The sequence below is a fragment of the Micromonospora fluostatini genome, assembly GCF_050410825.1.
In the GTDB taxonomy this organism is placed as follows: Bacteria; Actinomycetota; Actinomycetes; order Mycobacteriales; family Micromonosporaceae; genus Micromonospora; species Micromonospora rosaria.
Genome location: NZ_CP191251.1, coordinates 2,574,480 through 2,587,364, shown reverse-complemented (window position 1 = coordinate 2,587,364; position 12,885 = coordinate 2,574,480). Strand labels below are relative to the sequence as shown.

13 protein-coding genes are annotated in these 12,885 nt (G+C 73.3%); 10 read left to right on the top strand and 3 right to left on the bottom strand.

The genetic code is table 11. The features are described from left to right. Window positions 1-4: 4 nt before the first annotated feature. The 5 genes from ACQUFX_RS11045 to ACQUFX_RS11025 all read left to right on the top strand — a co-directional run bounded on the left by ACQUFX_RS11045 (window position 5) and on the right by ACQUFX_RS11025 (window position 7,120). Window positions 5-1,255, top strand: a complete 1,251-nt coding sequence (locus tag ACQUFX_RS11045) for a cytochrome P450 (protein WP_428965914.1) — start codon at window positions 5-7, stop codon at window positions 1,253-1,255. Window positions 1,256-1,289: 34 nt separating this feature from the next. Beyond that, entirely contained in the window at window positions 1,290-3,050 is a 1,761-nt protein-coding gene (locus ACQUFX_RS11040; RefSeq protein ID WP_428965913.1) for a condensation domain-containing protein, read from the top strand. A 100-nt stretch (window positions 3,051-3,150) separates the two neighbouring features. Continuing rightward, entirely contained in the window at window positions 3,151-4,410 is a 1,260-nt protein-coding gene (gene fabF / locus ACQUFX_RS11035) for a beta-ketoacyl-ACP synthase II (RefSeq protein ID WP_428965912.1), read from the top strand. Then, window positions 4,407-5,492, top strand: coding sequence for a branched-chain amino acid aminotransferase (locus ACQUFX_RS11030; protein ID WP_428965911.1), 1,086 nt, complete (start codon window positions 4,407-4,409; stop codon window positions 5,490-5,492). The genes fabF and ACQUFX_RS11030 overlap by 4 nt, the downstream gene beginning before the upstream one ends. Further along, window positions 5,492-7,120, top strand: a complete 1,629-nt coding sequence (locus ACQUFX_RS11025) for a beta-ketoacyl [acyl carrier protein] synthase domain-containing protein (protein WP_428965910.1) — start codon at window positions 5,492-5,494, stop codon at window positions 7,118-7,120. Before ACQUFX_RS11030 ends, ACQUFX_RS11025 begins: the two co-directional genes overlap by 1 nt. Here ACQUFX_RS11025 and ACQUFX_RS11020 read toward each other — a convergent pair. Beyond that, window positions 7,099-7,560, bottom strand: coding sequence for a PaaI family thioesterase (locus tag ACQUFX_RS11020; RefSeq protein WP_428965909.1), 462 nt, complete (start codon window positions 7,558-7,560; stop codon window positions 7,099-7,101). The genes ACQUFX_RS11025 and ACQUFX_RS11020 overlap by 22 nt on opposite strands. Window positions 7,561-7,782: 222 nt before the next feature. On the opposite strand from ACQUFX_RS11020, the gene ACQUFX_RS11015 reads away from it, so the two are divergent. The 3 genes from ACQUFX_RS11015 to ACQUFX_RS11005 all read left to right on the top strand — a co-directional run bounded on the left by ACQUFX_RS11015 (window position 7,783) and on the right by ACQUFX_RS11005 (window position 9,334). After that, window positions 7,783-8,310, top strand: coding sequence for a DUF6244 family protein (locus ACQUFX_RS11015; RefSeq protein WP_428965908.1), 528 nt, complete (start codon window positions 7,783-7,785; stop codon window positions 8,308-8,310). A gap of 149 nt (window positions 8,311-8,459) precedes the next feature. Then, window positions 8,460-8,882 carry a CdiA C-terminal domain-containing protein gene (locus ACQUFX_RS11010; RefSeq protein WP_428966931.1) on the top strand — a complete coding sequence of 141 codons (423 nt, stop codon included), beginning with the start codon at window positions 8,460-8,462 and terminating at the stop codon, window positions 8,880-8,882. A 14-nt stretch (window positions 8,883-8,896) separates the two neighbouring features. Continuing rightward, entirely contained in the window at window positions 8,897-9,334 is a 438-nt protein-coding gene (locus ACQUFX_RS11005; protein ID WP_428965907.1) for a SitI3 family protein, read from the top strand. A gap of 93 nt (window positions 9,335-9,427) precedes the next feature. Here ACQUFX_RS11005 and ACQUFX_RS11000 read toward each other — a convergent pair whose 3' ends face one another. Continuing rightward, a complete protein-coding gene (locus ACQUFX_RS11000) occupies window positions 9,428-10,486 on the bottom strand; it encodes a sodium:proton exchanger (protein ID WP_428965906.1) in 1,059 nt (352 codons plus the stop codon). A gap of 172 nt (window positions 10,487-10,658) precedes the next feature. On the opposite strand from ACQUFX_RS11000, the gene ACQUFX_RS10995 reads away from it, so the two are divergent. Together ACQUFX_RS10995 and ACQUFX_RS10990 are read left to right on the top strand one after the other, a co-directional pair. Continuing rightward, window positions 10,659-10,961: an ArsR/SmtB family transcription factor gene (locus ACQUFX_RS10995; RefSeq protein ID WP_428965905.1), complete on the top strand. Its 303-nt coding sequence runs from the start codon at window positions 10,659-10,661 to the stop codon at window positions 10,959-10,961. Next, window positions 10,961-11,347 (top strand): VOC family protein, encoded by a 387-nt coding sequence (locus ACQUFX_RS10990; RefSeq protein WP_428966930.1) that lies wholly within the window; start codon window positions 10,961-10,963, stop codon window positions 11,345-11,347. Before ACQUFX_RS10995 ends, ACQUFX_RS10990 begins: the two co-directional genes overlap by 1 nt. 28 nt (window positions 11,348-11,375) lie before the next feature. Here the strand turns inward: ACQUFX_RS10990 and ACQUFX_RS10985 are convergent, their stop codons facing one another. Next, window positions 11,376-12,866 carry a family 43 glycosylhydrolase gene (locus ACQUFX_RS10985; RefSeq protein ID WP_428965904.1) on the bottom strand — a complete coding sequence of 497 codons (1,491 nt, stop codon included), beginning with the start codon at window positions 12,864-12,866 and terminating at the stop codon, window positions 11,376-11,378. Window positions 12,867-12,885 lie beyond the last annotated feature (19 nt).

Here is a 12,885-nt window from a genome sequence, read left to right as displayed (position 1 = left end):
GGCAGTGATCAGCGCATCACACACCGACGAGTTCGACCCCTTCTCCCCGAGCGCCATGGACGACCCCTACCCGGAGTACGCGCGGCTGCTGCGCGCCGAGGAACCGCTGTACCTGCCCGACCGCGACATGTGGCTGGTCATCCGGTACGACCACGTGAAGGCGGCGGCCAAGGACCACGCCGGGCTCTCCTCCGCCGAGGGGATCGCGTACCACCGGTCGACGCTGCCGGTGCTGTTCGGGCTGGACCAGCCGGACCACACCCGGATGCGGGGCCTGATCCGGCACGACTTCTCGCCCCGGGGCGTGCAGTTCTGGCGGCCCTTCATCGAGAAGGTCTGCGGCGAACTGCTCGACGAGGCCGTCGCCACCGGCGACATCGACCTGGTGCAGCAGGCGATCATCCTGCTGCCGGTGAAGGTCGTCACCACGATCGTCGGCGTGCCCAACGACAACCTGGCCAAGCTCAAGCTCACCGCCGGCGTGCTGGAGAGCTTCGTCGCCAACGCGAAGGTCGGCGAGCGGGCGCCCGACGACCCCGACGAGAACGCGCTGCGGCTGCGGGCGGCGAAGTCGGCGCTCGCCTCGGTCGCCGGCCTGTCCAGCTTCCTCGGCGGCCTGCTCACCCAACGGCGGGCCGAACCGCCCCGCGACGACGTGGTCTCGAAGCTGTTCGCCGCCGCGGCCAAGGGCAGGGTCACCGAGAACGAGATCCTCTGGCTCTGCCTCACCCTGCTGGTCGGCGGCCAGGAGACGATGACCCACTTCCTGGGCAACATGCTGGACGCCCTGCTGAACCACCCCGACCAGTTCCGGCTGGTCCGGCAACGGCCCGACCTGGTCCCGGCGACCATCGAGGAGACGGCCCGCTTCTACCCGCCCGTGCAGAACGTCTTCCGCACCGCCACCCGCGACGTCGTCGTCGGCACCACCACCATCCCGAGGGACGCCCGGGTCGAGCTGTCGTTCGCCGCCGCCAACCGCGACCCGCGCAAGTTCCCCGACCCCGACGCGTACCGCATCGACCGGCGCACCGACGGCCACCTGGGCTTCGGCGCCGGCATCCACACCTGCGTCGGCATGCACCTGGCCCGCCTGCAGGCGGCCACGTTCCTGCGGATGCTCATCGACCGCACCGACGACATCGAGCTGATCGGCGAGCTGGTCAAGGTGCCGAGCCCGGCGTTCCGGGGGCTCGACCATCTGCCGCTGCGGCTGACCCCGAGGTCCCCGGACCCGGTCGCGCAGCCGGCGTGAGCGACCGAGCAGCAGCCGACAAGGGAGGACCCCAGTGAGTGACACGACGACCGGCGGCGCGCTGGCCACCCGCCTCGACCTGCCGTTCGCGGCCGGCGAGGCCGCGTCCGGGCCGTTGACCTGGGCGCAGAGCGTGATGTGGGGACCGCTGCGGTGGTTCGGCAAGGAGGCCAACCAGTTCAACATCGGCCGCCCGCTCGTGCTCGCCGCGCCGGTGCCGCAGGACCGGCTGCTCGCGGCGCTGCGCACGCTGATCGAGGAGCACCAGACCCTGAGGACCCACTACGTCGAGTCGGCCGGCCAGCCGCAGCAACAGGTGGCGGCGACGGGCACGTACGAGGTCACCGTGGTCGACGACGGGGGCGACCCGGCCCGCGTCGGCGCGGAACTGACGCAGGAGCTGACCGGGGCCGCGTTCGACCACGACACCGAGTGGCCGCTGCGGGTCGGCGGCGTGGTCGACGCCGCCGGCCGGGTCACCGGGGTCGCGCTGGTCGGCTCGCACCTGGCGTTCGACGGCTGGTCCTTCGGCACCCTCGTCGACCTGCTCCTCGACCGGCTCGCCGACGACCGGACCGGGACACCCCCACGGGAGTCCCCGGCCGACGGCACCGTCCCGCAGCCGCTGGAACAGGCCGCGTACCAGGCCTCCGAGGCCGGCCGGCAGCAGAGCGAACGGGGACTGCGGCACTGGGCGCAGGGGCTCGCCACCGCCCCGGCGTCGATGTTCGACGTGCCGCGCGCCCCGACCGGGGACCACCCGATCGAACGGCACCTGCTGGACTCGGCGGCGGTCAGCGCGGCGGCGGCCACGCTGGCGGCCCGGACCCGGACGTCCTTCTCCACGGTGCTGCTCGGCCTGACCACGGTCATCCTCACCGCGTACAACGGTCACGACACCTGCGTGCTCAAGCTGATCACCGGCAACCGGCTCGACCGGCGCAGCCGGGACCTGATCGCCCTGAACACCCTGGACGCCCTGCTCACCTGCACCGTCTCCGACGTCGACCTGCTCACCGCCATCCGGCAGGTCCACCGCCCCGCGTTCGACGCGTACCGCCGGGCCCAGTGCGACCCGGCCGGCGTCCACCGGGTGGTGACGGAGACCGGCCGGCGGCGGGGCGTGTCGTTCGACCTGTCCGCGTACTTCAACAACGGCCACCGGGGCAACGACTGGGCCCCGACCGGCCCCGCCCCGGGCGTGGCCCAGCTCGCCGACCTGCGCCGCGCCTCCGAGTACACCCGACTGGAGCCGCTCACCAGGAGCGACATGACCTTCATGGTCGCCGCCAGCAACCCCGGCGACGGGCGGTGCCGGCTCGGACTGCTGGTCGACACGGCGTACCTGCCGGCACCGGCCGGCGAGACGATCGTCCGGGGCATCGAGACGCTGCTCTGCGACGCGCTCACCGAGGAGATCCGGGTCTCCGACGTGGCGGCGCGGATCGGCCTCACCCCGGCCCGGCGGGGCGCGGACTGGATCCGGACCGACACCGGCTGGATCCGCCCCGACGACGTGGCGGACCTGGTCCGCCGGGCCGCCGGCGGGGCCACCACGACCGTCGTCACCGACCGGGACCCGACGGGCGGCGCGCACCTGACGGCGTACGTCGCCGATCCGTCGCTGTCACCCGGGACGCTGCACCACCGGGTGCTCGACCTGCTGCCCGGCCACACCGGCGTCGCGGCGCCGACGGAGTACGTGATCTGCGCGGCCGCACCACGCACCGGCAGCGGGCCGGCGGCGTGGCGGGACGCGCCCGTCGCCGCGCGCGGGTCGGGACGGCCGGCGTGAACGGGCGGACCGGCGCGACCGCGGACGCCCGCCGGGCAGTCACGGTGATTGATAGTGTGCTGTCGGCTGGTCGGTGCCGGAGAAGTGAGGCCGTGTCGGGATGCTAGCGGGCGACGTCGTCATCACCGGCATCGGCGCGGTCACCCCCCTGGGCCTGGACCGGGACAGCACCTGGCACGGCCTGCTGGCCGGCAAGTCCGGGGTGGGCCCGATCACCGCCTTCGACGCCGCCGCCCTGCCCACCCGGATCGCCGCCGAGGTGCGGGGCTTCGACCCGGCGGCCCACTTCACCCCGAAACGGGCCCGCCGGATGGCCCGGTTCAGCCAGTTCGCGGTGGTCGCCGCCCGGGAGGCCGTCGCCGACGCGAAACTGGTTGTCGACGAGGCCGGCGCCGACCGGGTCGGGGTGGTGGTCAACGCCGCCGTCGCGGGCTTCGACACCGTCGAGGCGGCCACCCGGGGGCTCCTCGCGCCGGTGCCGTCCGCGCCCAGCGCCCAGTTCGTGCCCTCCTCGCTGACCAACATGCCGGCCTGCGAGATCGCCATCGACCTGGGCGCGCACGGGCCGGTCAACGCCAGCGCGCTGGCCTGCGCCAGCGGCGCGTACGCGCTGCTCGACGCCCGCCGCCTGATCCTCAGCGGCGAGGCCGACGTGGTCGTCTGCGGCGGCACCGACGCGGCGATCACGCCCGCGATGTTCGCCGGCCTGGTCAGCATGGGCGCCATGTCCGAGCGCAACGACGACCCGGCCGGGGCCAGCCGGCCGTTCTCCGCCGACCGGGACGGCTTCGTGTTCGGCGAGGGCGCCGTGGTGCTGGTCCTGGAGTCGGCCGCGCACGCCCGGCGGCGGGGCGCCGGCCACTACGCGGTCGTCGCCGGCGGCGCGCTGACCAGCGACGCCTTCCACGTCAGCGCCCCCGCCCCGGGTGGGGTGCACGCCACGACGGCGATCCGGCAGGCGCTGAGCCGCAGCGGCGTACGCCCCGACGAGGTCGACTACATCTGCGCCCACGGCACGTCCACGCAGGCCAACGACCGGACGGAGACGGTGGCGATCCGCGCGGCCCTCGGTACGGCCGCCGACCGGGTCGCGGTCAGCGCGCCGAAGTCCATGCTCGGTCACCTGATCGGCGCGGCCGGCGCGCTCGGCGCGATGGTCTGCGCCCTGGCGATCCGCGAGCAGATCGTGCCGCCCACGATCAACCTGACCGAGCCGGACCCGGAGTGCGACCTCGACTACGTGCCCCACCAGGCCAGGGAACTGCCCGTGCGGACCGCCCTGACCAACGCCTTCGGCTTCGGCGGGCAGAACTGCGTCGCCGTCTTCACCGACAGACTGTCCCGAGGAGAGTCCCCATGACCGTCCAGTTCCAGGTGCGGCCGACGGACCGCCCGACCCCGCCGCAGACCCGGGAGGAGATCCTCACCGACCCCGGGTTCGGCCGGTACTTCACCGACCACATGGTCACGGTGGCCTGGACGCCGGACGCGGGCTGGCACGACCACCAGGTCACCGCCCTGGCGCCGATCACCCTGCACCCCGGCGCGGCGGTGCTGCACTACGCGCAGGAGATCCTGGAGGGGCTCAAGGCGTTCCGGCACGCCGACGGCAGCGTGTGGCTGTTCCGGCCGACCCTCAACGCGCGCCGCTTCGCCGCGTCGTCGCGCCGGCTGGTCCTGCCCGAACTGGACGAGGAGACCTTCGTCGAGAGCGTGGCCGCGCTGGTCCGCGCCGACGAGGCCTGGGTGCCCGGGTACGGCGGGGAGCAGAGCCTCTACCTGCGCCCGTTCATGTACGCCACGGAGGCGTTCCTGGGCGTACGCCCGGCCCGGCAGGTCACCTACTCGGTGATCGCCTGCCCGGCCGGGGCGTACTTCCCCAGCGGCGTCACCGGGGTGACCCTGTGGATCAGCACCCGGTACAGCCGGGCGGCGATCGGCGGCACCGGGGCGGCCAAGTGCGGCGGCAACTACGCCGCCAGCCTGGACCCGCAGCGGGAGGCGCTGGAGCACGGCTGCGAGCAGGTCCTCTACCTGGGCGGGGAGCAGCGGCGCGACATCGACGAGTCGGGCACCATGAACGTGTTCTTCGTGACCGCCGAGCACGAACTGCTCACCCCGAGCCTGGGCACCATCCTCGACGGGGTGACCCGCGACAGCGTGCTCACCCTCGCCGCCACGCACGGGCTGAAGGCCGTCGAACGGTCGATCAGCCTCGACGAGCTGCGCGCCGGGCTCGCCGACGGGACGGTCACCGAGGCGTTCGCGGCCGGCACCGCCGCCGTGATCACGCCGATCGTCGGGTTCAAGAGCGAGGAGTTCACCGCGTCGGTGGGCGACGGTGAGCCCGGCACGTACACCCGGCAGTTCCGCGAGCACCTGCTGGACATCCAGTACGGCCGGGCCGAGGACACCCACGGCTGGATGCACCGGGTCCTGTAGTGGGCGTACCGATCGCCGTGGTCGGGATGGCCGTCCGTGCGCCGCACGGGGTGAACAGCCTCGACGCGTACTGGTCGGCCATCCTGCGACGCCGGGACCTCACCGGCGACCTGCCCGCCGACCGGCGCGACAGGTTCGGGGCCGGGTGGGACGGCATGGTCACCCGGGGCGGCTACCTGGACGCTCCGTTCGACTTCGACCCGAAGTTCTTCGGCATCTCGCCCCGGGAGGCACGCGTCCTCGACCCGCAGCACCGGCTGCTGCTGGAGGTCGTGTGGGAGGCGTTCGAGGACGCCGCCATCCCGGTGGCCGCCGTCGCCGCGTCCACCGGGGTCTACGTCGGCATCACCGGCCGGGACTACTGGCAGTGGCTCTCCGGCGACCCGAACTCGTCCTGGACGATCGGCAACGGACACAGCTTCGCCGCCGGCCGGATCGCGTACACCCTGGGCCTGCGCGGCCCGGTCTACGCGCTGGACACGGCGTGCTCGTCGTCGCTGGTGGCGGTGCACACGGCGAGCCGGGCGCTGGCCGTGGGGGACTGCGACGTGGCGGTGGCGGGCGGGGTCAACCTCATCCTCGCCCCGGACACCACCCGGTCCGTGGGGCAGACCGGCGCGCTGTCGCCGGACGGCCGGTCCCGGCCGTTCGACGCCGCCGCGAACGGCTTCGTGCGGGGGGAGGGCTGCGGCGTGCTGGTGCTGAAGCGGCTCGCGGACGCCCGCCGGGACCGGGACCGCGTCCTCGCCGTGATCAGCGGGACCGGGATCAACCACGACGGGCGGACCGCGACGTTCACCACCCCGAACGTGTCGGCGCAGGCGGCCCTCATCGAGTCGGTCCTCGCGGCGGCGGGGGTGCCGGCCGGGGAGGTCGGGTTCCACGAGGCGCACGGCACCGGGACCCCGCTGGGCGACCCCGCCGAGGTGGCGGCGATCGTCGCCGGGCTGGGCCGCCGCGACGGCCGGCCGCTGTACGTCGGCTCGGTCAAGGGCAACGTCGGCCACACCGAGGCGGCGGCCGGGGTGCTCGGGCTGGTCAAGGCGGTGCTGTGCCTGCACCACCGGATCATCGCGCCGCAGGCCAACTACGCCACGCTGAACCCGCGCATCGACCTGACCGGCACCGGGATCGAGATACCGGTGGCACCGGTGCCGTGGGAGGGGCGGCTCGGCGGCTGCGCGTCGACGAGTTCGTACGGCATGAGCGGCACCAACGCGTACGCGCTGCTGTCCCCCGCGCCGCCGCCCGAGCCGGCCGTGACCGGCCCGGCGGTGGCCGGGCGCGCGGTGGCCGGGCTGCTGGTCTCGGCGGCCACCCCGGCGGCGCTCGCCGCGCTGGCCCGCCGGTACGCCGACCATCTGGCGTCCCTGCCCGACGCGGCGTACCCGGCGTTCGCCGACACCGCCACCGGTGGGCGTACCCGGCTCCGGCACGCGGTGTGGGTCCGGGCCGCCGACGCGGTCGAGGCGGCGACGGCGCTGGCCGCGCTGGCCGGCGGTACGGCGCACCCGGCCGTGCGGACCCTCGCCCCGGACGAGCCGGTGCCGGCGGAGCCCGGCCGGACGGTCGTCACGCTGCCCGGCTACCCGTGGCAGCGCGGCACCTACGTCGCGGCCCCGGCCTGAGCGGCCAGCGCCACCCGGCCGGCCCGCGACGGCAACGCGAAGTGCAGCGTGGCCATGGCGACCAGGTGGCCACGGTGGTCGGTGACCCGCGCGTCCACCACGGCCGAACGGCTGGCGATCTTGACCACCTCGGCGGCGACGCGCAGCGCCCCGGGCTCGGCCGGCTCCAGGAAGCTGATGCTGCTGGTGGCGAGCACCATCGAGGGCGTCGGGCCGAGCAGGACGTTGACCGCGACGAAGCCGGCCAGGTCGGCGGCCCAGAACATGGCCGGCCCGGACAGCGGGCCGTCCCGCCGACGTTCGAGGCCGTCCGGGCCGGCGGCGCAGACCACCCGGTTGCCGTCGACGCTCTCGACCCGCAACCGGGCGTCGGTGTCGGGCAGGACCTCGGCGAGCCACGCCCGCGCCTCGTCCATCGACATCACCGGGTGTGCGCGCATGACGCTCACTATAGGTGTCCGTCACTGTCCGACAGGCCGGCCGGGCGCCGCGTCCCGCCGGTCGGTCGTCAACCCGACACCACCGCCCGGCGGCCCCCGCCCCTCGGCCCCCGGGTGACGGGCCGTCCGGGCGGCACGCCCGTCACCACCCGACGCCGCCGCCACCGCCGGAACCAGGTAGGTTTCGGACCCCTGATCCCGCTACCGTGTGAGGTCCCAGCCATGTCCACTGTCGAGGAGATCACCGGCGAACTGCACGCCCTGCTGGCCGGGGTCGAACGGGCCCAGGGCCTGACCGCTGCCGCCGACAACCAGGCCCAGGAGGCCGCCGTCCGGGCCGCCGGCACCGGCTTCACCGCGGTCGCCGCCGGCATCACCCGGGTCCGTACCGCCCTCGCCACCGTCCAGGCCGGGCTCACCGCGCTGGCGACGAGCGCCGGCGAGGCGGTGAAGGCCAGCACGACGGTACCCCGGGGGGCCACCCCGCAGGAGACGATCGCCGCGCTCGCCCCCGTACAGCAGGGCGTCACCGCCGCCCGGGAAGCCTGCGTCGCCACCATCAGCCACGTCGACGAGGCCCGGCAACTCGTCGGCGCCGTGCTGCAGGGCGGCCAGCCCGGCCCGTTGCTGCAGACCCTGGACAGCGTGAAGCAGGTCCTGGTGCTGCTGGTGCAGCGCACCCAGAGCGCGCGGCAGGCCGTCGAGGGCACCGTCGACCGGGCCCGTCAGCTCGGCTCCTCGGGAAACTGACCGGGGCTGGCGGCACCCCACCGACCAGCCCCGGCGTCGACCCGCCCCGCCCCGCCGACGGTGCGCCCGCCGACCCCGCGTTCCCGCCCGCCTGGACCAGGCGTCCGACGGGCACCCGGGGCGGTCGCCCCACCGGCCGCCGCACGACGATCTCCCCCGGCGAGGACGACGAGGTACGGCGGTCCCTGCAACTGGAGAACGAGTGTGCCGACACGATCGCCGACAAGGGGTACCGGGTCCATCAGAATCCGACCAGGCCGGAGATCGCGGAGGCCCGGCGCGACACCGGCGACAAGGGAGATCCGGAGAGGGCACCGGACTACCTGGTGGAAGGACACGTCTTCGACTGCTACGCGCCGACCCCACCGAAGTCGGTACGCGGTGTCTGGGATGAGGCCCGGCAGAAGGTCGACAAGGGGCAGACCCAGCGCGTGGTGCTGAACCTGGAGGACTGGCGTGGAGACGTTCGTGCCCTCCAGAAGCAGTTCGACGACTGGCCCTTGCCGGACCTGAAGGAACTTGTGGCGGTGCGACGCGACGGTGAGATCATTCAGATCGTCCGACGGGACTGATGAAGGCGGTTGAGGTGGCTATCGAGTTCCGACTGATCCTCACAGGTGACCTCCCTGCGCGCGAGATCGCCGAGATCGTCGCGCCGGGGGCCGCCGAGGGCCGGACAGCTTCCGGCAGCCCGATGCTCAGTTCGGGGTTCGACGACGCGCTCGGGTACGGCATCGACATCATCGCTGGGCACCACGGCTACTACGACGCCGAGGACGAGGACGGGTCCCTGTGGGTCTGGGAACCGGACAGTTACCTCCAGGTCGACTTCGCGATGGGCAAGGATGCGCTGGCCGGGCGGGGCATCCCCGCCATGCTCCGAAGTGTCTCCGCCGTCCTCGACCATCGGCCCGAGGACGCGGCCCTGGTGCTGAACGCGAACTGGCTGCTGTTGACCCGGGTCGGCGGAGCGGTGCGGAAACATCGACAGAGCTGGTGGCAGCACCACGACCTGCCGCTCTGACGAGTTGCGGCCCCGCCGCGGGCAGGCGTCACCGTGACGGCGGGCCGGCATCCGGACCGGTGGCAGGTGACCCGTCGGGGCGGTGGCCGGGCCTCAGCCCCACCAGAACAGGGAGCCGAGGACGGTGTAGAGGGCGACCAACGCCAGCCCTTCGAGGTGGTTCACCGTGCCGTCGATGGTGACGAAGACGACCAGCAGGGCGGCGACGATGACGGCGACGATCTGCAACGGCGGGAAGATCAGCGTGAACTCCCCGGCGCCGAGCAGCGGGGCGATGAGGGTCAGGACGGGGGCGAGCATCAGCGCGACCTGCAGCGCGCCCTCCATGGTGATCGCCGTGGCGGTGTCGGCGTCGCCGCGCAGGCTGAGCTGCACCGCCGGGGCGAGCTGCGACAGGTTGCCGACGGTGGCCACCAGGAAGAGGCCGACGAAGGCGGGGTCGAGGTTCATCGCCTCGGTGGCCGGTCCCAGGGAACTGGTGAGCCAGTCCGCCTCGAAGGCGATGAGCAGACCGGCCACGGCGACCAGGACGAGGACCCGGGGCAGCGGCCAGGTGCCGACCTTGGCCTCGCCGGTGCCGTTGTGCACCGGCGGCGGCGCGTCGGCGTTCTTGCCGAGGCGGAACGGCAGCGACACCACGAAGACGGTGAGCAGGGCGATCGCCACGACGTACGAGACGGCGGTGGTGTGCTCCGCGGCGGGGGTGCCGAGGTTGACCGCGATGGCCGGGGTGATGAGCGTGGCCATCAGCAGCACGAGCATGACCCGGGTGACCTTGGCGTGCCGGCCGTCGATGGTCATCGTGCCGTTGCGCAGCCCGCCGGTGAGGTACGCCAGGCCGTTGCCGAGCAGCAGCAGGTTGAGCACCGACCCGATCAGCGCGGCCTGGACCACGGTGACGAGTCCGGCGCGCAGCGCGAAGATGCAGATGATGAGTTCGGGCAGGTTGCCGACGACCGCCTGGAAGGTGCCGATGGCGGCCGGGCGCATCCGACCCCCGAGCTGGTCGAGGGCCCGGCCGAGCACCGCGGAGGCGAGCGTGATGGCACCCAGCGTGCCGAGGAACCGCAGGACCGGCGAGGCGTCGCCGTAGTGGGCGAAAGCGGCGAGCACCGCGGCGACGGCGGTCGCGCACCACAGCAGCAGGTCCACGACGCGTCCGATGTCACGGCGTCGGCGTCGGCGTCGTACGTCGAGCGCCCGGTTTTTCGTGATCACACTATGCCGGAGGGCGGTTTTCGCCACCACTGTGCGCAGGGCCACGTGGGCGGACCGACGCGGCCCGGTGTCGGCTTGACAGGCAAGTGTGCGCTTGCCTATAAAGGTGCCTGTGGACGCGGAGCCCGACCTGTACAAGGCGATCAGTGACGCGACGCGACGTGTCATCCTGGACGAGCTGACCGACAGGGACGGGCAGACGCTGTTCGAGATCTGCGGCCGGTTGACCATGAAGCACGGCCTGGCCTCCTCGCGCCAGGCCATCTCGCAGCACCTCGCGGTGCTCGAACAGGCCGGTCTGGTGCGCACCCGGCGACAGGGCCGGTTCAAGTTCCACCACCTCGACACGAGCCCGCTGCGCTCGATCGTCGACCGGTGGCCCATCGACGGAGAGGTACCGAACCCGTGATCCGCATCAACGTCACCAGCGTGCTCGTCGACGACCAGGCCAAGGCGCTCGCCTTCTACACCGAGAAGCTGGGGTTCATCAAGAAGACCGACGTGCCCGCCGGCGGCGCCCGCTGGCTCACCGTGGTCTCCCCGGCCGACCCGGACGGCGTCGAGTTGCTGCTGGAGCCGGACGGCCATCCGGCGGCGGGTCCGTTCAAGCAGGCCCTGGTCGCCGACGGCATCCCGTTCACCCAGTTCGCCGTCGACGACGTGTACGCCGAGGTCGAGCGGCTCACGGCGCTGGGCGTCGAGTTCACCCAGGAGGCGACCGACCTGGGGCCGGTGGTCACCGCCGTCCTCGACGACACCTGCGGCAACCTGATCCAGATCGCCACCCTGAAGTAGTCGCCCGTCCCGCCGGGGCGGCGGCGGTCTACTCCAGGTGGAAGGTGGCCGAGGCCAGTTCGGCGGCCGACGCGACGGGTTCCAGTTGGAGCAGGCCGTCGCGGTGACGCAGGTACCGGCCGGGGAAGTTCTGCGACTCCAGCGAGATCCCGGCGCTGGCGGCCAGGCCGGGGCGGCGGTGGAAACTCGCGTCACCGGCGAAGAGGGTCGAGCCGTCGTTGCGCTCGACGTAGCCGGCGTAGCCCCGGTGGCGCAGGTAGTAGCCGGGGAAGTTGGTCGACTCCAGCGACACCGTGCCGGACCCGGCGAGGCCGGTGACGACGCGGAACTGCGAGTCGGCCAGGTTGGTCACGTTCGGCTCCACGCGCGCCCGGTGCTCGTAGTGCCGGACGTAGCTGGTGGTCAGGTCGTGGGCGCGCAGCCGGACCGGGGTGGGGCCGTCGGGCACCGGGATGCCGAAGTTCGGGGTGCCGTCGGCGTTCCAGTACAGCTTCTGGATCCTGGTGCGGCGGTTCGGGTCGTTGAGCGGATCGCCGTTGATGTCGCGGTAGTTGCGGTCGTGGTAGACCAGGATGTCGCTCTGGCCGTCCTCGGAGACGGTGAACGAGTTGTGCCCGGGGCCGTACTGGCCGGTGGCGGCGTTGCTGGCGAAGACCGGGGTGGGGCTCCTGGTCCAGGCGGCGGGGTCGAGCAGGTTCGCGGTCGCGGGGGCGCTCAGCAGGCCGAGGCAGTAGTTGGCGTCGGTGGCACTGGCCGAGTAGGTCAGGAAGATCCGCCCGTTGCGCTGGATGACCGCCGGCCCCTCGGCCACCCGGTGGCCCCGGGTCTCCCAGTCGTAGCTGGGCACGACCAGTCGGGCCACCGGGCCGGTGATCTGCCACGGGTTGGCGCCCATCCGGGCCAGGTAGACGTTGGAGTTGGTGGCGATGCCGGGCTCCTGCTGCGCCCAGGTCAGGTAGCGCACCCCGTTGGCCACGAACGTGGAGGCGTCCAGACTGAAGGTGTCCCACGGCGTGGTGATCCGGCCCCGTTCGGTCCACGAGCCGGTCAGCGGGTTCGCCGCCGCGTTCTCCAGCACGTACATCCGGATCCGCCAGACGTCGTCGCTGCGGCCCGCCGCGAAGTAGACGTACCACCGGTTGTTGATGAAGTGGATCTCCGGGGCCCAGATGTGGGCGCCCATCTCGCCGCTGGCGTGGCGCTGCCAGATCGTGGTCTCCGGCGCGGTCGCCAGCCCGGCCAGGGTGGTCGCGCGCCGCAGCACGATCCGGTCGTACTGGGGCACGGTCGCGGTCAGGTAGTAGTAGCCGTCGGTGTGCCTGACGATGTGCGGGTCGGCCCGCTGGTTGACCAGCGGGTTGGTGTAGTTGACCGCGGGCGCGGCGTGCGCGGGCCCGGCCACCGGCAGGCCGGCGGCCACGGCGAGCACGACCAGCGCCGCGACGAGCCGCGACAGCCGGTGCCGCCGGGTGCCGGGGGCGGCGCGCCGGGAGCCGGTCAGACGGTGGGGTGGCAGCATCTGTCCTCCACGCGGTGGC

What these genes read in the sequence shown, in the direction of transcription:
- ACQUFX_RS11015 (WP_428965908.1), top strand. Translation starts at nt 7,783, where the DNA reads ATGTCCACTGTCGAGGAGATCACCGGCGAACTGCACGCCCTGCTGGCC.
- ACQUFX_RS11030 (WP_428965911.1), top strand. Translation starts at nt 4,407, where the DNA reads ATGACCGTCCAGTTCCAGGTGCGGCCGACGGACCGCCCGACCCCGCCG.
- ACQUFX_RS10985 (WP_428965904.1), bottom strand. Translation starts at nt 12,866, where the DNA reads ATGCTGCCACCCCACCGTCTGACCGGCTCCCGGCGCGCCGCCCCCGGC.
- ACQUFX_RS11020 (WP_428965909.1), bottom strand. Translation starts at nt 7,560, where the DNA reads ATGCGCGCACACCCGGTGATGTCGATGGACGAGGCGCGGGCGTGGCTC.
- fabF (WP_428965912.1), top strand. Translation starts at nt 3,151, where the DNA reads ATGCTAGCGGGCGACGTCGTCATCACCGGCATCGGCGCGGTCACCCCC.